The organism is Pseudomonas nitroreducens (assembly GCF_010994165.1).
GTDB lineage: Bacteria > Pseudomonadota > Gammaproteobacteria > Pseudomonadales > Pseudomonadaceae > Pseudomonas > Pseudomonas nitroreducens.
The window spans coordinates 231005-248829 of the sequence record NZ_WMBX01000002.1; the positions used below are offsets into that span (position 1 = coordinate 231005).

17 protein-coding genes are annotated in these 17825 nt (G+C 62.6%); 7 read left to right on the forward strand and 10 right to left on the reverse strand.

The genetic code is table 11. The annotated features are described in order from the left end of the window. Positions 1-38 precede the first annotated feature (38 nt). The gene (locus GJV37_RS09030) at positions 39-308 is read right to left on the reverse strand and encodes a hypothetical protein (RefSeq protein WP_024763325.1); all 270 of its coding nucleotides are present in this window, start codon (positions 306-308) and stop codon (positions 39-41) included. Between the two features lie 246 nt (positions 309-554). Beyond that, positions 555-1955: a dihydrolipoyl dehydrogenase gene (lpdA, locus tag GJV37_RS09035; RefSeq protein ID WP_065084180.1), complete on the reverse strand. Its 1401-nt coding sequence runs from the start codon at positions 1953-1955 to the stop codon at positions 555-557. A gap of 210 nt (positions 1956-2165) precedes the next feature. Between lpdA and GJV37_RS09040 the strand changes: the two genes are divergently transcribed. The 5 genes from GJV37_RS09040 (at position 2166) to ppk2 (ending at position 6235) form a co-directional block, all read left to right on the forward strand. Beyond that, a complete protein-coding gene (locus GJV37_RS09040) occupies positions 2166-3287 on the forward strand; it encodes a M14 family metallopeptidase (protein WP_193452344.1) in 1122 nt (373 codons plus the stop codon). 274 nt (positions 3288-3561) lie between these two features. Next, positions 3562-3717, forward strand: coding sequence for a hypothetical protein (locus GJV37_RS09045; protein ID WP_193452345.1), 156 nt, complete (start codon positions 3562-3564; stop codon positions 3715-3717). Between the two features lie 328 nt (positions 3718-4045). Then, positions 4046-4438 (forward strand): hypothetical protein, encoded by a 393-nt coding sequence (locus GJV37_RS09050; protein WP_024763328.1) that lies wholly within the window; start codon positions 4046-4048, stop codon positions 4436-4438. 146 nt (positions 4439-4584) lie between these two features. Further along, entirely contained in the window at positions 4585-5037 is a 453-nt protein-coding gene (locus tag GJV37_RS09055) for a PaaI family thioesterase (protein WP_024763329.1), read from the forward strand. Between the two features lie 280 nt (positions 5038-5317). After that, positions 5318-6235 carry a polyphosphate kinase 2 gene (ppk2, locus tag GJV37_RS09060; RefSeq protein WP_084359054.1) on the forward strand — a complete coding sequence of 306 codons (918 nt, stop codon included), beginning with the start codon at positions 5318-5320 and terminating at the stop codon, positions 6233-6235. A 69-nt stretch (positions 6236-6304) separates the two neighbouring features. On the opposite strand, the gene GJV37_RS09065 is transcribed toward ppk2, so the two are convergent. Beyond that, positions 6305-7540: a tetratricopeptide repeat protein gene (locus GJV37_RS09065; protein WP_193452346.1), complete on the reverse strand. Its 1236-nt coding sequence runs from the start codon at positions 7538-7540 to the stop codon at positions 6305-6307. Positions 7541-7800: 260 nt separating this feature from the next. On the opposite strand from GJV37_RS09065, the gene GJV37_RS09070 reads away from it, so the two are divergent. Further along, the gene (locus GJV37_RS09070; protein WP_024763330.1) at positions 7801-8514 is read left to right on the forward strand and encodes an MORN repeat-containing protein; all 714 of its coding nucleotides are present in this window, start codon (positions 7801-7803) and stop codon (positions 8512-8514) included. A gap of 372 nt (positions 8515-8886) precedes the next feature. Here GJV37_RS09070 and GJV37_RS09075 read toward each other — a convergent pair whose 3' ends face one another. After that, a complete protein-coding gene (locus GJV37_RS09075) occupies positions 8887-9804 on the reverse strand; it encodes a hypothetical protein (protein WP_193452347.1) in 918 nt (305 codons plus the stop codon). A gap of 236 nt (positions 9805-10040) precedes the next feature. On the opposite strand from GJV37_RS09075, the gene GJV37_RS29455 reads away from it, so the two are divergent. After that, a complete protein-coding gene (locus GJV37_RS29455) occupies positions 10041-10598 on the forward strand; it encodes a hypothetical protein (protein WP_223121862.1) in 558 nt (185 codons plus the stop codon). A gap of 59 nt (positions 10599-10657) precedes the next feature. Here the strand turns inward: GJV37_RS29455 and GJV37_RS29495 are convergent, their stop codons facing one another. The 6 genes from GJV37_RS29495 to GJV37_RS09110 all read right to left on the reverse strand — a co-directional run bounded on the left by GJV37_RS29495 (position 10658) and on the right by GJV37_RS09110 (position 17794). Next, positions 10658-11125, reverse strand: coding sequence for a hypothetical protein (locus GJV37_RS29495; protein ID WP_243778227.1), 468 nt, complete (start codon positions 11123-11125; stop codon positions 10658-10660). Then, positions 11122-11634, reverse strand: a complete 513-nt coding sequence (locus GJV37_RS09090) for a hypothetical protein (protein WP_193452348.1) — start codon at positions 11632-11634, stop codon at positions 11122-11124. The genes GJV37_RS29495 and GJV37_RS09090 overlap by 4 nt, the downstream gene beginning before the upstream one ends. Before the next feature lie 132 nt (positions 11635-11766). Continuing rightward, positions 11767-12252 carry a BRO family protein gene (locus GJV37_RS09095; protein WP_193452349.1) on the reverse strand — a complete coding sequence of 162 codons (486 nt, stop codon included), beginning with the start codon at positions 12250-12252 and terminating at the stop codon, positions 11767-11769. 285 nt (positions 12253-12537) lie between these two features. Beyond that, positions 12538-14292, reverse strand: coding sequence for an ATP-dependent nuclease (locus GJV37_RS09100; protein WP_193452350.1), 1755 nt, complete (start codon positions 14290-14292; stop codon positions 12538-12540). 82 nt (positions 14293-14374) lie between these two features. Continuing rightward, a complete protein-coding gene (locus tag GJV37_RS09105) occupies positions 14375-15529 on the reverse strand; it encodes a catalase family protein (protein ID WP_193452351.1) in 1155 nt (384 codons plus the stop codon). 354 nt (positions 15530-15883) lie between these two features. Then, positions 15884-17794 (reverse strand): di-heme-cytochrome C peroxidase, encoded by a 1911-nt coding sequence (locus GJV37_RS09110; protein WP_193452352.1) that lies wholly within the window; start codon positions 17792-17794, stop codon positions 15884-15886. Positions 17795-17825: the final 31 nt, after the last annotated feature.

Here is a 17825-nt window from a genome sequence, read left to right on the forward strand (position 1 = left end):
GGCTTGGGGCCGGGCTTCTTTGGGTACCTGTCTGCGGATCAGGCGGGCATGTGCCATTCCTGCAGGCGGTAGCCTTCGCGGTTCAGCTCGTCGCGGGCCTGATTCAGCAGGCCTTCGAGCTGCTCCGGGTCGGAGTAGGCGGAGCTGGGAATGCGGGTGAGGCCCAGCAGACGGGTACCGGTGCGATCGAGGACGGACAGGTCGAGGCTGCCGTCGCCCCCTTGGTCAACCCAGGTCACACAATTGAAGGGTTGGAAGGCTCGTCCAGTGATCAGCAGAGCCTCGTTGAAACGAAGAGTCGCATGCATGGTTGTGATCTCTCTGCGTGGTAATCCATTGCGAAGGTGGCGAAAGCGGCTCATCCACTTTCGTGTTCGTTCACGCAATTGATGGATTCAGAGTCGAAGAAAGTCACAACCCATGTCGCGGTTGTACACAAAATAGTCGCAAATAAAACTGTTTCAGTCGCTACAGGCCCCGTCAGCCGTGGCCTGTAGCGATTTTTTGGGTGCGCCATCGCGCCGCACGTGCCATTTGTAGGTGGCGACGAGCGGTCAGGCCTGCATGGCCCAGCCGTCCACGTTCATCGCCGCCTGGCGCAGTGCCTCGGAGCGGGTCGGGTGGGGGTGGCAGGTGCGTGCGATGTCCTCGGCGGCGCCGCGGAACTCCATGGCCACGCAGTACTCCGCGATCATGTCGCCGACGTTCGGGCCGATCATGTGCACGCCGAGGATCTCGTCGCTGCGCTCGTCCGCCAGCACCTTCACGAAGCCCTCTGTCTCGTGGTTGATCTTCGCCCGGCTGTTGGCGGTGAAGGGGAACTTGCCCACTTTGTAGGCGCGGCCCTCGGCCTTGAGCTGTTCCTCGGTCCTGCCCACGGTGGCCACTTCCGGATGGGTGTAGATCACGCTGGGGATGACGTCGTAGTTCACTTCCCCGGCCTTGCCGGCAATCAGCTCGACGCAGGCGATGGCCTCGTCCTCGGCCTTGTGCGCGAGCATCGGGCCGGAGGTCACGTCGCCGATCACCCAGATGCCCGGCACGCTGCTGCGGTGTTCGTGGTTCTCCAGCATGCCGCGCTTGTCGGTAGCCAGGCCCACGCTTTCCAGCCCCAGGCCCTGCGTATAAGGGCGGCGGCCGATGGCGAGCAATACGTAATCCGCCTGGATCGACTCCGCCGCGCCGCCAGCAGCCGGCTCCACGCTCAGCGTCACCTGCTTGCCGCTGACTTTGGCCTGGGTGACTTTCGAGCCCAGCTTGAAGCTCATGCCCTGCTTGGTCAGCGCGCGCTGGAAGGTCTTGGCGGTTTCCAGGTCCATGCCGGGGCAGATGCGGTCGAGGTATTCGATGACCGTGACTTCCGCACCCAGGCGGCGCCATACCGAACCCAGCTCCAGGCCGATGACGCCGGCGCCGATCACCACCAGGTGCTTGGGCACCTCGGGAATCGACAGCGCGCCGGTGGAGTCGAGGATGCGCTTGTTGTCGACTTCCACGCCCGGCAGCGGGGAGGGCTCGGAACCGGTGGCGATGATGATGTCCTTGGCGGTGAGGCTGCTCTTGCTGCCGTCGGCGGCGGTCACTTCCACCTTGCCCGGCCCGTCGATGCGGCCCCAGCCCTTCACCCAGTCCACCTTGTTCTTGCGGAAGAGGAATTCCACGCCCTTGGTCAGCGCGGTCACGCTCTCGGATTTCTGCTTCATCATCTGCGCCAGGTCCAGCTTGGGCTTGACCTGGATGCCGAGGTTGGCGAACTCGCCGCCGGCCGCCGCTTCGTACAGTTCCGACGCGTGCAGCAGCGCCTTGGACGGCATGCAGCCGACATTCAGGCAGGTGCCACCGAGGGTTTCGCGGCCCTCCACGCAGGCAACTTTCAGGCCCAGCTGGCCCGCGCGAATGGCCGCGTTGTAGCCGCCGGGGCCGCCGCCGATGACGATCACATCGTATGCGCTCATGCAGTGCTCTCCGAGTTGGAAAAAGGGGTCAATCGAGGTTAGCCCGCGCTCGCCGGATCACCAGCGCATGGCCTGGGATAAGCGTTACTCGATTTATATTACGAACATAATATATGATTCAACGCAAGTCACGCAGACATGACAGACGCGGCGGGGAGGGCGAAAATGCAGGGCTTTGGCGCCTCGGGTTCGTGCGCCTACGGAGAATTCATGAAAATCGACTGCGATTTCGACAGCGGCAATATCCAGGTCATCGACGACAGCGACCCGCGCCAGGTGCGCCTGGCGCTGCGCCCGGACACGAAAAGCCCGCACTTCCAGTGGTTCCACTTCAAGGCGGAAGGTCTGGAGCCCGGTGAGCAATATCAGTTCAGCCTGACCAACGCCCCCGGCTCCAGCTACACCGGCGGCTGGCCGGGCTACAACGCGGTGGCTTCGTATGACCAGCGCGACTGGTTCCGCGTGCCCAGTACCTATGATTCCAACGGCTTGCACTTCAGCCTCGTTGCCGAACAGCCCCAGGCCTGGTTCGCCTACTTCGAGCCCTACAGCCGCGAGCGCCATGCCGAGCTGGTGAAGCGCGCCCAGGCCAATGGCGCCGAGCTGCTCGCCACCGGCCACAGCATCGAAGGTCGCGAACTGCCCCTGCTGCGCATCGGCAAGGGCGCGGCGGGTGCGCTCAAGATCTGGCTGATCGCCCAGCAACACCCCGGCGAGCACATGGCCGAGTGGTTCATGGAAGGCCTGATCGAGCGCCTGCAATCGGGTGATGCCGAGGTCCAGCGCCTGCTGGAGCGCGCCGATTTCTACCTGGTGCCGAACATGAACCCGGACGGTGCCTTCCACGGCCACCTGCGTACCAACGCCGCCGGCAAGGACCTGAACCGCGCCTGGGCCGCGCCCAGTGCCGAGGAAAGCCCGGAAGTGCTGTTCGTGCAGGAGCAGATGGCGAAGTACGGCGTCGACCTGTTCCTTGACGTGCACGGCGACGAGGAAATCCCCTTCGTGTTCGCCGCCGGCTGCGAAGGCAACCCGGAATTCACGCCGCGCCTGGATCGCCTGGAAAGCCTGTTCCGCGAGCGCCTGGAAGCCAACGGCGAATTCCAGAGCGTGCACGGCTACCCGAAGGACGCTCCCGGCCAGGCCAACCTGACCCTGGCCTGCAATCACGTCGGCCGCACTTACGACTGCCTGTCGCTGACCCTGGAAATGCCGTTCAAGGACCACAACCTGTCGCCCAATCCGCGTACCGGGTGGAGCGGGGCGCGGTCGAAGGCGCTGGCGGAGGCGGTGCTGGTCACGGTCGCCAGCCTGGTCGACGAATTGCGCTGATTCGCGAGCGGACGGACCTCGCGGTTTGCGATGTCCCGCCCCGGAGCTCTTCGTAGGGCCGAGGGGGACGCCCAGTTCTTGCTCGCGAACCGGCCTAGCCGCAGAGCCGCGGGGTATTCGCGAGCAAGCTCGCTCCTACAGAAAAGCGTCTTTCCCGGCGACGTCTTACATCCTTGGCGGCTGACCGTTGGGGTAATCCGTCGCAGGCAGCCTTTGAATCCTTCCCCTCGCGTGCTAATCCAAAACATGAGGCATACGAATTCAGGAGGTAGGTATGACTCGACATCGCAAGCGGTTGACCCCGCAAGTCATCGAAGACCTGCAGGACCGCACGGACGCCCAGGAAGAGCTGGACTTCATAGAGCGTCGTGAAGTGCGCAAGAACCGCTCGGGCGAACGGAGGCCACGCATCCTCGCTGGCGGGGGCTGAGCAAGCAGGCCTCAGGGCCCGGCCGCACTGGCGCGTGCGCCAGCCAGTGGGACATGCCAGGGCCGATTCGGCTTCCCGCCGGGCCGGCCTTGCCTCTGTAGTCATTCACTTTGTCGGAGCGCCTCTGCCGATCCGCGTCGTCAGCCTTTTTCCGTCATCCGTTTCCGGGCTGTAACCGGCATTTTAGAGCGCCCCGGATCTGTAACTTCGTGCTTACTCAATAGTCGGTGTCTTACAAAATACAGACTGAAAACTTGAACTGCTTCACATAAACTCGGGTCTTCCGTTAGCGCATTTCGCTCTACCCGCAGCCGTCAGAAGTAACCCCATGGAAAACCACAGTACCCCCCTGGGTCCGGTTCCCGCTCATCTGGTCCGTGAAGCCGTGGCCAAGAAGACCGGCCTGGGATGGGTGGTCGAGTTCAACGTTGCCACCTGGCTCAACCTGGCTGTGCGCGACGACACCGCTGTAGCCCTCAAGATCAGCTACCTGGACGGCGACAAGCCCCGCGAAGTGCTGGTCGACAAGGGCAGCATCTTCGGCGCCCAGCGCATCCTGCTGTGTGGCATCGCCCGCCTGGGGGTGAACCAGAAGCTGGAGTCCATGAGCCTGTCGCTGGAAACACGCTCGCCGATCCAGTCGCTGCTGGTGGAGGAACTCTTCGTCCAGGCCGTCGAGCGCCAGAGCGAAAAGAAGAGCGGCACCCGCAAGGCGCGCTGACCACCCGTGGCGAGGGGCGCCGGTGGGGCGCATGAGCGCTGCAATCGACGGGCATTCCCGCCGTGCATGAAGCTTCGCCGGGCTTGCGATCCGCCGGTCGGAGCGGGGAATATCGCCTGGCCCCACTCGTTGCACCAGGAAGCCCCATGCCCCTCGATATCGAACAGCTCAAGCTCTACACCGCACACCGTGGCATCGCCATTCCCATGCTCGACCTCCTGCAGTTCCGCCATGCCCCGGCGGAGGACGGCAACGGCCCCGGTCGGCTGGTGGTGCGCGTCGAACCGCAGCACGTGAACGGCTGGGCCAACGCCCATGGCGGGCTGATCATGACCCTGCTCGATGTCGCCATGGCCCTGAGTGCCAGCGATGCCGACGAAGCCGGCCGCGGCGTGGTGACGGTGGAAATGAAGACCAATTTCCTGCGGCCGGGCGGGGAGGTGGGCGAAGTGCTGGAAGCCCTTGGCAGCGTCCGCCACCACACGCGCTCCATCGCCTTCTGCGAGGCCGAGTTGCGCAATAGCGCGGGCGTGGCCGTGGCGTCCGCCTCGGGCACCTTCAAGTACGTCAACAAGCCGCGCCCGCTGGCTGACGCCTGAGCATTTTCCTCCCCGCATAGTCACTTCCCCACGGCCGCGGACGGATGTTCGCGGCCTTTTCCCCGGGCTGATAGCGCTTCGATACCAGCACCGCTCGGCGTGCGTTCTTAAGATCTTCTTAATTCATCGGGTGTCCTATCAAGGGACGCTCTAGCACGGGCTTTGCAAGAAACTTCTTTCACTGGTTGTAATGAATTCGTCATAAAGCGTGACTACATTTTTCTGTCATGAAAGTGTCACTCAATGTGGCTGAGCCAGTGACGGCACAAGGCAACCCACCATGCTGCTCGATGACAAGAACTTCCCACGGCGCGTCCAGCGCGACCTGCAGGACGACCGCGACGAAGAGCTCGAACTCGAACTGTTCGACGAACTCTACGATTTCGAAGGGCTGCGCCACGGCAGCCTGCAAACCCATGAAGAACGCCTGGCGCGCCAGCGCTACTTCCACACCCTGTTCAGCCTGCAGGCCGAGCTGGTCAAGCTGCAGAACTGGGTGGTGAAGACCGGCCACAAGGTGGTCATCCTCTTCGAGGGCCGCGACGCGGCGGGCAAGGGCGGCGTGATCAAGCGCATCACCCAGCGCCTCAATCCGCGCGTGTGCCGGGTCGCCGCGCTGCCCGCGCCGAACGACCGCGAGCAGACCCAGTGGTACTTCCAACGCTACGTCTCGCACCTGCCGGCGGCGGGGGAGATCGTCCTGTTCGACCGCAGCTGGTACAACCGCGCCGGGGTCGAGCGGGTAATGGGCTTCTGTACCGACGGCCAGTACGAGGAGTTCTTCCGCAGCGTGCCCGAGTTCGAGCGCATGCTGGTGCGGTCCGGCATCCAGGTCATCAAGTACTGGTTTTCCATTTCCGACGAGGAACAGCACTACCGTTTCCTCAGCCGAATCCATGATCCGCTCAAGCAATGGAAGCTCAGCCCCATGGACCTGGAATCGCGCCGCCGCTGGGAGTCCTACACCAAGGCGAAGGAAATCATGCTCGAGCGCACCCACATCCCCGAAGCGCCCTGGTGGATCGTGCAGGCCGATGACAAGAAGCGCGCACGACTGAACTGCATCAGCCACCTGTTGAGCCAGATTCCCTACCAGGAAGTGCACCTGCCCGCTGTCAGCCTGCCCGAGCGGCAGCGCCACGAAGGCTACCGCCGGCATCCCACGCCGCAGGAGTTGCAGGTGCCGGAAGTCTACTGACCGGCCGCGGGCGCTTTCGCAGGATGGCGGGGAGTCGCGCCACCGGCGCGATTCGCACTCGGGGATCAATCACGCCAGGCTGCGCACCGTGCAGCGGCCGTCCGCGATGGCGTCGCAGAGGAAGTACGGCATCCATTCCTCCCAGTGCCCCTTGGCCACTGACGATTCGTAACGGCACAGCAGCGTGCCTTCGGCTTCGAACAGGCCCCAGGGCTGCAGCTCGCCGTCCTTCAGCTTGCTCGGCACCTTGATGCCCTGGTAGCTGACGTTGCAGCCCACATGGAAGGCTTCCATCCGCCAGCGCACCGGCTCGTGCGCGGGGAAGGGCTGCGCCTCCAGGAAGCCGAACAGTTCGTCATGGTTCAGCAGGCTCTGGCGGATGGTCGGCCACAGGCTGCGGCGCAGGAAGTACTGGTCGGCGAAGCGCGGATGCGCCTTCTCATCCTTCAGGTACTGGGCGATGAGCTCGCGGATGCCCGGCAGGTTCGGGTTGTGACAGCCAGCCCACATGCCCGCCAGCAGCAGTTCGGTGTGGCTGAAGTAATCGCGCATGTGGTGATACCAGTAGCCACTCCGCAGCCACGCCTCAACGGCCGCCCGGTCGCGTTCGGAGAGCAGCGAGTCGGCATCGCGCACCTGGAAGCGCGAGACTTCGCGGTCCTCCATCACCAGGAAGCGCCACATCGTCGGCGGGATCGAAGCGCGTGTCGCCGCGTCCACCAGCACCACCTGCGCCCCGGCTTTCGCCAGGCGATCCAGCACCATCGGCGGCACCGTGTCGTCCACGTAGAAGCGGCAGCGCCATTGCGGGAACAGCTCGCGTGCGGCTTCCACGTTCTTCAGCGCGCTCTCGCAATAGCGGGGGCGGGCGCCGAACAGCGAAAACACGATCAGGTTGCGTTCCGGGCTCGAGCCGTCAAACGGCGGGGGCGGCGTATCGGGCAGGGGATAGGCGGGGAGCTGGCCGTACTTGCGATCCGCCACGCTGAGCGACAGGTTGCCGTAGCGGCGCACCAGGTCTTCCCGCTTCAGCCAGCCGCAGACCTCCGTCAGCCCGTCCAGCGCGGTGTCCGGCATCCTGTCTTCGCCCAGCGTATTCAGCAGCTTGAGGTAGGTCTTGTAGGCCTGTTCGTAGTCTTTGGTGCGCATCAGGCACAGGGCGTAGTCCGTCAGCAGCGTCGGATTGTTCGGCGAGAGCTGCAGCGCCTGACGCGCCACGTCGCGGCCCTGGCGGTAATTGCCTGCCGCCAGGGCGGCGCGGAAGGTGGCGGCCAGCTTTTGGAACTTCTTCTCGACGGCAGACATGCAGAAACTCTCCAGGGCAGGAGGGCGGCGGGTATTTCTGCCCGGAATGAGCAAGCCCGCGCGCCCTCGATTGCATGGAGCGCAAGGCTAGGGAGCGGGGGGAGAGGGCTCTATCGGATATTTCCTGCGCGCGGCGGCGATAAGTACGAAGTCTCTTCCGCGCCGCCGCTGTCTCCCGGCTAGCGGTGATATCGGCCCGCCACTATTCTTTGCCGGCAGGAAAGCCATCGGGCCCTGAAGCCTTGTCAGCGGGTGATCGAATGAATCGAATCGGACTGGCGAGCCTGCTCGCCATGCTTGTCAGCGCAGCGGGCCTTGCCGGCGAGTTCGCCAGAACGGACAAGGGCTGCCTGGTTCAGGACTGGAACGCCCAGCGCTCCAATCCCAGCTACATCTGGTCCGGCCAGTGCGTGGGCGGTTTCGCCGACGGCAAGGGCATCCTCCTGTCGCTGGTGGACGGCCAGGTGTTCTCCACCACCGAGGGCACCCTGCGCAAGGGCAGTTTCAACGGCCCCGCGGTGATCCAGTGGGCCAAGGGCGACCGCTACGAAGGCGAATTGCAGAACGGCACGCTCAGCGGCCACGGCACCTATCGCTACCCGAATGGCACCACCGCCAGCGGCGTGTTCAGCAACAGCCAGTTGGTGCAGGCCGATGCCCCGGCTGCGCCGGCCGGTGGCAGCCAGAGCGCCGGTGGCGCAGCGGTTTCCGGCGAAGTCGGCTCCGTCGACCTCACCGGCGGCTGCCAGGCAGCGCAGCAGAAGGGCCAGGCCTACATGGAACGGCTTGGCCAGCAAGCCAACAACCAGGACCTTGGCATTTGCGGCTCCGCCAGGGCGATGCACAAGATCGGCGAGATGACCGTGCGCGTCGCCGAGCTCTGCCATGAAATACCCACCTGGACGCAACTGCGCGACGAAGGCCAGCGCATCATCCGTGAAAGCCAGGAAACCATGGACGGCTCCTGCGGCTGAGGTCGCCATGTACTTAGGATGGATTGGAGTGCTGCTCTATCCATCGCCGTTGCGACTGCTGTTCCGATGATTCGCCGGAAGGTTCGTTCCTGCCGGAACCGGCCGGGCAATTGGCCTCTTCTGGAAGGGCTGCGCAGCTCTCTCCATTCCTGGCTGCGGAAAGGAAAGGGTTGATCGTGCAGGTCCGGACGGACGCCGGTTCCTTGCTTGCGAACCCACTCGGCGCCCCATTGAAAAAGCCGTCCCGAGGACGGCTTTTTCGTCACTGCGCCAACCGGCCGCAATCAGTGCCAGAACAGCGCGATCAGGATGATGATCGGGATTGGAACGCCGAGGAAATACAGAAGAATCGAGCGCATGGTGTGCCTCCGGTCAGTGGGCAGGACGGGACTGCGTGGAATGCAGGGTGCGGGTATTGGTCAGCAGCACCACCGCATCGCGGCGACGGCCACCGTGGATGGCCAGGAAGCTGGCGAAGAAGGCGCCGCAGAGCAGGGCCACGAACATCCACAACGCCGAGGCGGCGGCCACCTTGCGGGCGGTATCGGCCGCTTGCTGTGCTTTCAGCTTGGCCTGCTGGGCCGCAGCGAATACCTGGTCGATGCGCTGCTCGGCTTCCGCCTGGCTGATCTCGGTACGCTGCGAAACCACGCGGGCGAGATAGCTGCGATCGTCCGCGCTCAACTGCCCGTCGGCCAGGCCGCGCAGGAAGATGCGCGTGGCGATGGCATGGGCGGCGTCGTCATTGACGGCCACCGGGCGGTTATCGCGGAACAGCATGTCGATGAAGTACGCCGAGCCGTCGTCCGTGTCACTGGCGCTGGCGTTCGAACCCGCGGCAGCGGCGGCGGTGGTTGCCGCAGAAGCCCCGGCCTGCAGGCCACCGCCGACGATATTGCTTACTGAGCCCACCACCAGCGTCGCGGTTACCAGCGTCGCCACGGCCCAGGCGAGGAAGCCGTGCGCGGTGTCGCGGAAATACACCTCGTCGTCATGCAGCGTTGCCCAGCGCGCGCGCAGGCGCCCGGCGATGTAGCCACCCAGGCCCGAGGCGAGGATCTGCGTCAGCATCAGCCAGACGATGGTGGAAACGCCTATCTGCTTGAGCGTCGCGCCATCGCCCGGCCAGGGCGACACCGCGGAAAAGCCCAGGCCGAAGCCCAGGATGATCAGGATCAGGGACAGCGCCGCCGCCCCGGCGGCTCCGGCGAATACCGCCGCCCAGGACACCCCCGAATGGTCGGTGGTATCCACGGCAGTGGTGGCGTAGGCATCGGTCGTTGTAATCATTGCTGACTGCTCCGTGAAAGAGAGGTGGAAGCCTCCGTCTTTCCGCTGCAGCGGCTATGCCAGGTGTAACAAAATAATATTTCTAGTCTAATCAATGACTTGTAAAATATCGGCGGCCGATGGCCATGCAGATTGCAGGATCGGGCCCGCGCAGCGCCGCAGATTGCATGCTCGGGGAACGGCTGGCTTATAGTTCCTGCTACCCCAGCCAACGTACCTGACAGAGCAGGGCGCCCATGACCCTCGAACCCACCACCCTGCTATGGGGCGCTCCCGTGCTGATGCTGCTGGGCGGCTACCTGCTGACCCGCTGTATCGGCCGGTTGCGCCGCATCATCTTCCCGGCCGTGCGCCAGCGCTGGGCCGACGCCACGCGCCCGCAAACGGTCGCCTTGCCCCGCGCCGGGCGCTACGTCATCAACATCGTCTTCCCGGCCTTCACCGTGGTCACCGGCACCGCCTGTTTCTCCGCCGACTTCGCCATCACCGCCCGCGCCTCCGGCCAGCCCGTGCCGTACCAGCGCTATAGCCGTTTCAACCTGTTCAGCGTGCGGCGCAGCGACATGGGCGGCAACTCCAGCAACCCACTGGGCGAGTTCAGCTGCAGCGAACCCGGCGATTACCAGGTCACCTGCCTGACCCCGGAACACATCCGCCCCGGCTTCCAGTTGGAAGTCTCGCCCCATGTCTCGCCGGCTACCTTCGTCCCGCTGATCCTCGGCACCATCCTTTCGGCCGCGATGACCATCGGCGGATTGGTCTTCACCGTCCTCAAGCTGACCGGCCGGCTCTGATTTTTGTGGGACGCCTCAGCAGGGAGGGCGAGGCTGATGCTGCGCCGCGCCCTGCGCCATCACGGCAGATCCCATTCCATCCGCAGCCCGATTTCCCGACGAAAATCGTCCAGCGCGGCGATGAACTGGTCGCGGTCGAACACTGCCGGTGGAATGTCGTAATACTCGGGAATGGGAGTGGGGTGGGTAATACACTCGCGCAACAAGCCGAAGCGCTCCCAGCGAACATGTTGCTCGTCTGCCACCTGTTCGACAGCGATCACCGCGCAGCTCAGGTCCAGGTCATCGGAGCACACCAGCAAAGGCACGACCGTCCTCCAGCCCGGTGCCACGGAATACGATCGATCCCAGATCAGCGCTGAATCGGTATCGCTGTAGAGGCCTGCATGAGCGCAGACCAAGTCGAGTTCTGCGCTTGCATCGTGTTGCGGCAACCAGACTTCCAGCGGCAGCCCGTCAATGCTCAGGGCTGGGTAAAAGTCCATGCTGTAGCGCGACTTGTACAGTTTGCAGGAGAGTCGATTCATTCGACGCTCCCGGCCAGGGATTCAGGATTTTCCAGCTCGAATCGACCGTCGCTGTGACGCCTGATACCCAGCCAGAGATCTTTTTCTGGCTCGAAGCGCTGCAGCGAAATGGGCGATTCCTTCCAAGTGTCGAACTCGTCGTACAACATCTGCCGCCAATCGAAATCCGGATTCCACGACAGCGTGTAGGACACTAGGCCGCCGCCTTCTGAAATATGGATCGAGAAAACATCCAGTGGCGAGCCCATTCTCGTCGCCGACTCCAACAGTCGCCACAGCTCAGGATCGCCCGGGCGGAGCGTCAGCTGAGCGAAGGCGACGACTGCATCGATGTCGTTCCATGCAGCCCGTGCCAGTGGCAGCGCGACCTGGAGGGAGGGTTCTGGTGGTTCACTGGAGGGGTGCTCGACATAGATCAGTCGCGATCCGAACTGAAACTCACACTGATGGACGCCGGGGCTGGATTCCCAGTGGCCGATCATCTGCGCTGTGAGCAATTCGATGTGCATGGGTGTGCTTCCGTGCGATCTGTAACAAGCCTCGCACCATACCGCAAAGCCAAACCATTGGCTGCTCCGCTGAAGCGGCTGGCTGGGTACAGCACTGATGCGCGGCGTGTATCAGGTCCGCAATCGCTTCGCTCAGCCGCGCCAGCCGGTGCGCCCGGCAATCGGCGAGCGCCCTCCGAGCACGCGCGGCAGATCGCCGAAGCTCACCCTGAGATCGTCCTGCCAATCCAGCACCCGCAGGCATTGCCGTTCGAACTGCAACTGCACATGGCGCGGGCCGCTGGCCTTGAACTGGCTACGCACCTGCGGCACCACCGTGCCGCTGATCCAGCGGCGCAGCGAGCCGTAGTCCGGCACATTGAACAGCACCAGCGCCTGGTACACGGCGGATTCGCTGATCAGGACCTGGTCGAGTTCCAGGCCGTCCTCGGTCAGCAGCCGTTCCTGGCGAATCTGGTCGTCGGCCATACGCATGGCCATGCGGTCTTCGTGCGTATAGCCCGTCACGCGGCAGAAATCGGAGAGGAGGAACCAGACCTGATCGTCGATCAGCAGGGCGCGCAGGGTGCGGCGATTGCGGAGGAAGGGGAGTGGGGTGGGTAAAGATATGTCGTCCATGGTGGTATTCCTTAGGGAGCCAAAGAATTCGCCACCAGCCGCTGCTAATCGGTAATGGAGGCGAGCCGCAAAGGGTTAGCAGTACCGATCCCTAAGGACGTCGGCAGGTCCGAAGACCTCCCAATGCGGCCGCCATGGATGGCAATGTCCAGACGAATAAAATCGTCGGGAAAATGCCGAGGCATTACCGAGTCCTTAGGTTTTCGGGCTGCTAATCCCGGCCCCGTTAGTTTTACGGGGCGCGAAGAGAATAGAGAAATTCAAGCAGGGAGGTCAATGTTTCTATTAAGTCTGTAGCCAATGTACGAATGCTTGAAGATCGGCAGGGTGCGTTGCGTGGTTCAAGTCGCCGGTAGCTGCCATTGTGGTAATAAATTCCATTCTTGCGGAATCATTTTTCTGAATTCCTAGGTGCGATTCGATAGCGCCCTTGTTCCAAGCCCATATGCCGTTGTTTCTCAGTACTCCGCACAAACTAGAAACCTGACTCTCCATGGCTAACGCTAAGCGCTCAAATGCCTCCTCGGGAGTGAGGTTGGAAAATGTTCCGTCTTGCCCCTTTCTTGAAGGGAAGCCGTCGCTCCCAAGGTGGAACCCAAGGTTGGTGTGGTTCTGGGTGAACCAATTTTTACAGTCAATGAAGTCTTGGCTGGTTGCGTCGATCAATCCATTGGATGGCGCGATCTTAAATATGTAGTCGAGATCAACCACTGCCTTTGGTGTGTATCCGACACTTTGCAGGACCTGAGTTATTGGTCGAGTGGAAGTGCTACTTTGCCCTTCGATAATGCAGGTTTTTTCTTGTGAAAGTGATCTGGTGGTGACGGTTTTGTATATCTCAGGGAGAAGCATTCGCTCGGTTTTTCCTTCGACTACTAGGACCTTTTCGGAGAATAGGAAGTAGGTTGCGTTTTGAATTGAGAATACAGCGCTGGCGTGGTGGGGGTGTGCGGCGATTACAGATGTTGCGGTCGAGAGTTTAACTCTAGTTAATGTCTCGTCGTTGTTGCCGCGATATATTATTGAGGTATTTAGTATGTGAGAATTTCCAAGCATCAAAGGTGAGTGGGTTGAAAATATTACTTGGAAGTTTCCTCGGGAAAGCGTTTCCAGAGCATCTCGGAGCAGCTCGATGGCTTGAGGATGAAGGTAGAGTTCTGGTTCGTCGATGAGCAGAACTATTGTGGCGCCGTTAGCTGCGCGCCGGTTCATCTGTGATGCCAGGAGCTTAATTAATGCCATCTGGACAGTGCGTTGTGCACCGTGCCCAAACGAAGTGAACGGTCGTTTGTGCCCGTCAGTATCTGACAAAGATATTGTCGCACCCTTTACTAGCTCTTCGAGGGTAGGAGATTGGATGTCAAGATGCATTCCCAGACCGGGGAAGAATTCCGATATTTCGGTAGATGCTTGGGTTTCTAGAGCGTTAAGTTCCGCCAGTCGTTGTGGGCCGGTCAGGTGGGAGTCGAGTGTCTGAAGATCAGCAAGTAAAGTCTGAAGTGATGCTGCGTTGTTTGTGCGTATTTGCTCTACTGTGTATTTAAGCAAGAGGCCGATAGTGTTTTTCGCGGCAAATTTTCCAATGTCATCAGCTGCATCGTCCATTGCCTCTATGTAAAGGGGGTCTGGGAATAGAACGCCGAGGGCGTTGTCTAGGCCGACGGGGTTTGCTACCCATTCGCCAGTTGTTTGATCCATTACCTCAATTCGGACTTGTGCTGCTGGGGCACCGGGGGCGTCTTGCCTCCTTCTGATGTGTAGCGTTCCTTGGTTTATGTATCTGGCGACTTGAGCTTGCTGATTCGCTGGGAGAATGGTCAGGGATACATTTGATATTAATCCCTCTACAAAAATTGATTGTGAAGGGTCGTTGAAGCTGTGCTCCTGAAGTACGCTCTTTCTTAATAGCCAGCTTATTGCGCGAAGTATATTTGATTTTCCGGAGTTGTTATATCCGATGACAGGGTTGAAGCTGTTGAGAGGTATTGTTACGTTTGTGCAGGAGCAAAAATTTGTAACTGTAATTGATTCGATTCGCATATTTGACCTCCTTGTCATAAGCGGTTCAGTAGCGGCTGCGTTTAGTCGATACTTTGTGATGTTGATTTATCTAATGCTCGAATTACTCCCCGCCCACCCCATTGCGCTGATGCCGATAAACACTCACCGCCTCATAAACCGCCTTCCGCAACCGATTGATTCCGCCAATTGGCTGGTGCTCCGGCAGGGCATGCCACGGGTTGTAGGAGATGTTGTCGCAGGCAAGGTTCTGCTCGCGGCTGTCGAAGTCCTGGGGCGGGATGCTGACGGTGGCGACGGTCTGGAAGGGGGCGTCGGATTCGCTCCATTCGACGCTGGTGTCTTCGATGGGCATGTATTTGCTCGGGTCCTGTTTCTGCACTTGCAGGGCGAAGCAGGCGGGGACGCGGTCGACCGAGAGTTGCTGGTACATGGCGGTGCGCAGGAAGTTGGGCAGCTTCTCGTTGAGCTTGGGTAGCTGGTAGGCCGGGCAGCCTTCGGTCTGCGGGATGACGCGGAACTTGATGTTGTTCGCCTCGCCCAGCTTGTACGGCGCGATGCCGTTGTAACCGGTTTCGAAGGGGCTGTCGGGCGCGGAGGCGAGGGTCTGCAGGGCGATGACCAGGTGGCGGATTTCCCAGGTGCTGGGCTTCCAGCTGGGGAAGAAGGCGGCGACCTTCTGGCCGCTGGCCTGGGCGGCGAAGTTCTGCCGGTATTCGGCGACGTCGCGGACGAAGAACACCGGGTGGTTGAACATGACGAAGTCCTGTTCGGTGTCGTGGCCTTTGCCGGGCATCAGCTTGGCGCCGGGGACGTCGAGCAGTTTGATGGCCATGCCGCGGGCGTCGCGGGCGCTGTCGAACTGCGGGTAGGCGTTGCCGTTGGAGAAGCGGACCATGGCCTCCCACTTGTGACCCGGCTCGGCGAACACGCCCTGGCGCAGGCCGGGAGCGATATCGCTGGCGACTGTGACCTCGGCTTTTACGCAGCCGTGAGCCTTGGCGTGGGCGTCACGCAGTACGCGGGTGTTGTCGCGGTGCTGTTCGACGATGCGCACGGCGTCTTCGATGATGGCCTGGGTGAGCTGGGCTTCGCCCGGCGGGATTTCTTCCTGGGCGGAGACGGGGCCGGAGAATTTCCAGGCGTAGTAGAGGCTGCCGATGCCCCAGCCGAGCAGGCCGATGGCAGCGATGGCGAGCAGCAGACGGCCGAGCCATTTGCCGAGGAAGAGCCAGATTCGGGTGAGCAGGGAGCGCATGGCACGGGGTCCTTTGGTGTTTTCTTTTTTTGGAGGGGATTCCGTTCCCTGGCCCGTGGGGGCTTGCTGTGGAGCGTTTCCCTCTCCCTAGCCCTCTCCCTGAAGGGAGAGGGGATGGGGCGGTGTTTCGGTGGTGCTTGGGAGCGGGCGGCTGGCCCTCACCCCAGCCCTCTCCCAGGGGGAGAGGGGGCGGATCGGTGTTACAGGTTGCTGCGGAGCCTAGGGTTGCCTGTAGGAGCGAGCTTGCTCGCGAACCCGCTTCACTCTGGAGCGGTGGGGAGTCTGTTCGCGAGCAAGGACTAGGCGTCCCCCTCGGTCCTACAAAAAAGCAAAAGACAGTTCAGCGCTGGCCGGTTATTCGCACTTCGGCCCGGGCGTCCACGCTGGGGTGGGGACGTTCGGGTCGAGTTTGTTTTCGTATTCGGCGTTGCCCAGCACCTTCAGGTATTCCACCAGCGCCCAGCGTTCTTCCGGCGACAGGGCGCGGCCGATGACGCCGTCCTGGCGGCAGCCGTCGCGGAATTCGTGGCCGCGGTTGCTGTTGCCGGTGACGCTGGTCTTGTAGAGGAAGCCGCCGGGGAAGCGCTCGGTGCGGTAGCCGGCGAACTTGGGGTCGTACTCGAAGCTGCCGACCCAGAATTGCGCGTCGCGCTCGGCCACCGGGGAGAGCATCTGGAACAGGTTGGGCACCGAGCCGTTGTGCAGGAAGGGCGGGGTGGCCCAGATGCCGTCCAGCGGGCGGGCCTTGTAGGCGCGCAGTTCCTGCACGCCGATGGGCAGGCCGTAGCCGTTCATTTCCTGCTGCTGTGGCTCGCTGATGTGTGCGTCGCGGTAGGCGCGCTGCTCGACGAAGGCGGTGACGTAGGCCAGGCCCTTGGCGGCGGAGATCTTCGACAGGTCCAGTGGCACGTCGCTCTGCGGGTAGAGGTGGACGTTCATGCCCTGCAGCTCGTCGGTCTTCAGCTTCAGCGCGCGGATGTCGAAGGTGTGGTCGGCGATGTTGTCGGCGGTGGTCGGGTCGGTGCCGATCTCTTTCGTGGACACCAGCTTCATGCGCCATTCGGGCACGCGCGCCGGGGCGATGTAGTCCTTGGCGCCGGGCTCCTTCACGTGCGGGCCGTGGCAGTAGACGCAGTTGGCCTGGAACAGGGCGCGGCCCTGGGAGGCTTTCTTCAGGTCGATCTCGCCGAAGACCTCTTTCGGCCAGGTCGGCGGCTTGAGCTGCTTGAGGGTTTCCTCGAGGGTGTAGAGGTCGCGCAGGCGCACGCTGGAGGCGTAGCGCTCATCGCCCATCACCGGCTTGCCGTCGCTTTCGAACAGGCGCAGGGTGGCGCCGACGCCGAGGGCCTCGCCGATGTTGCGGGCCATGGGCTGCATGGCCGAGCCGTTCCACTGCACCCAGTCGAATTTCCAGATGTCCCACACCTGCGGGTAGTTCACCGGGGCGTTGGCGACGCGGTAGTTGGAGGCGTCGATGCCATCGCCGAACACGCTGTTGGCGATACGGCCGAAGGCGTCGGCGCGGCCGGGGCCTTCCAGGGTCGGGTAGAGGCCGCGGTGGGTGTCGTTCCAGGCGGTGGAGACGAGGGTGCCGAGCACGTTGCGCACGTCGCGCTTGAGCGCGGCCTTGCCCTTGGGATAGCGATCGCCCAGTACGCCCTTGGCGAAGCGGTCGAACTTCCACGGCACGTAGTAGGTGGAGGCGAGGCTGGCGCCCAGCGCCTGGCCGAACGCGCCGCCGCGCAGGGTGGGCACGGTGGAGGCGATGGAGTGCATGGCCGCGCCGCCGTCGATGCGGATGGCGGTGCCTTTGTAGCGCAGCTCGCCGGTGTGGCAGGCGGAGCAGGTGATGTCCAGGTACCAGGCGCCGGTCTCGCCGTCCTGGTGGCGGGCAAAGCCGACCGGCAGGTTGCCGGGATTCTTTGCAGTGGCGGCCAGGGTGTCGTCAGGGGCGCGGCCGATCTGCTCGGGCTCGATGAGGAAGCCGAAGCGCGCAAGGTTTTCCGGGGAGGCGAACTTGTCCTTGTTGAAAGGCTGCTCGAGGTGGGTGAACCAGTCGTAGCGCAGGCCTTTCACCTGGGTGCCCTGGGGCGTGTAGTAGTAGGTTTCGCGGTCCTGTTTGGACCACTGCTCCTCGAGGTGGATCATCTTCTGCGGCGGGGTGTATTCCGGCAGGTTGGGATGCGCGGTGTACCAGGCGATGAGGCCGCCGACGAGCAAGAGCAGCAGCAAAATCGCCAGTAGGACGCGTCCGAGAATACGCATCGAAACTTCCTTGTTATGTGTGCGAAAAAGA

Coding starts and splice junctions, on each gene's coding strand:
- GJV37_RS09030 (WP_024763325.1), bottom strand. CDS start 308: ATGCATGCGACTCTTCGTTTCAACGAGGCTCTGCTGATCACTGGACGA.
- lpdA (WP_065084180.1), bottom strand. CDS start 1,955: ATGAGCGCATACGATGTGATCGTCATCGGCGGCGGCCCCGGCGGCTAC.
- GJV37_RS09040 (WP_193452344.1), top strand. CDS start 2,166: ATGAAAATCGACTGCGATTTCGACAGCGGCAATATCCAGGTCATCGAC.
- GJV37_RS09045 (WP_193452345.1), top strand. CDS start 3,562: ATGACTCGACATCGCAAGCGGTTGACCCCGCAAGTCATCGAAGACCTG.
- GJV37_RS09050 (WP_024763328.1), top strand. CDS start 4,046: ATGGAAAACCACAGTACCCCCCTGGGTCCGGTTCCCGCTCATCTGGTC.
- GJV37_RS09055 (WP_024763329.1), top strand. CDS start 4,585: ATGCCCCTCGATATCGAACAGCTCAAGCTCTACACCGCACACCGTGGC.
- ppk2 (WP_084359054.1), top strand. CDS start 5,318: ATGCTGCTCGATGACAAGAACTTCCCACGGCGCGTCCAGCGCGACCTG.
- GJV37_RS09065 (WP_193452346.1), bottom strand. CDS start 7,540: ATGTCTGCCGTCGAGAAGAAGTTCCAAAAGCTGGCCGCCACCTTCCGC.
- GJV37_RS09070 (WP_024763330.1), top strand. CDS start 7,801: ATGAATCGAATCGGACTGGCGAGCCTGCTCGCCATGCTTGTCAGCGCA.
- GJV37_RS09075 (WP_193452347.1), bottom strand. CDS start 9,804: ATGATTACAACGACCGATGCCTACGCCACCACTGCCGTGGATACCACC.
- GJV37_RS29455 (WP_223121862.1), top strand. CDS start 10,041: ATGACCCTCGAACCCACCACCCTGCTATGGGGCGCTCCCGTGCTGATG.
- GJV37_RS29495 (WP_243778227.1), bottom strand. CDS start 11,125: ATGAATCGACTCTCCTGCAAACTGTACAAGTCGCGCTACAGCATGGAC.
- GJV37_RS09090 (WP_193452348.1), bottom strand. CDS start 11,634: ATGCACATCGAATTGCTCACAGCGCAGATGATCGGCCACTGGGAATCC.
- GJV37_RS09095 (WP_193452349.1), bottom strand. CDS start 12,252: ATGGACGACATATCTTTACCCACCCCACTCCCCTTCCTCCGCAATCGC.
- GJV37_RS09100 (WP_193452350.1), bottom strand. CDS start 14,292: ATGCGAATCGAATCAATTACAGTTACAAATTTTTGCTCCTGCACAAAC.
- GJV37_RS09105 (WP_193452351.1), bottom strand. CDS start 15,529: ATGCGCTCCCTGCTCACCCGAATCTGGCTCTTCCTCGGCAAATGGCTC.
- GJV37_RS09110 (WP_193452352.1), bottom strand. CDS start 17,794: ATGCGTATTCTCGGACGCGTCCTACTGGCGATTTTGCTGCTGCTCTTG.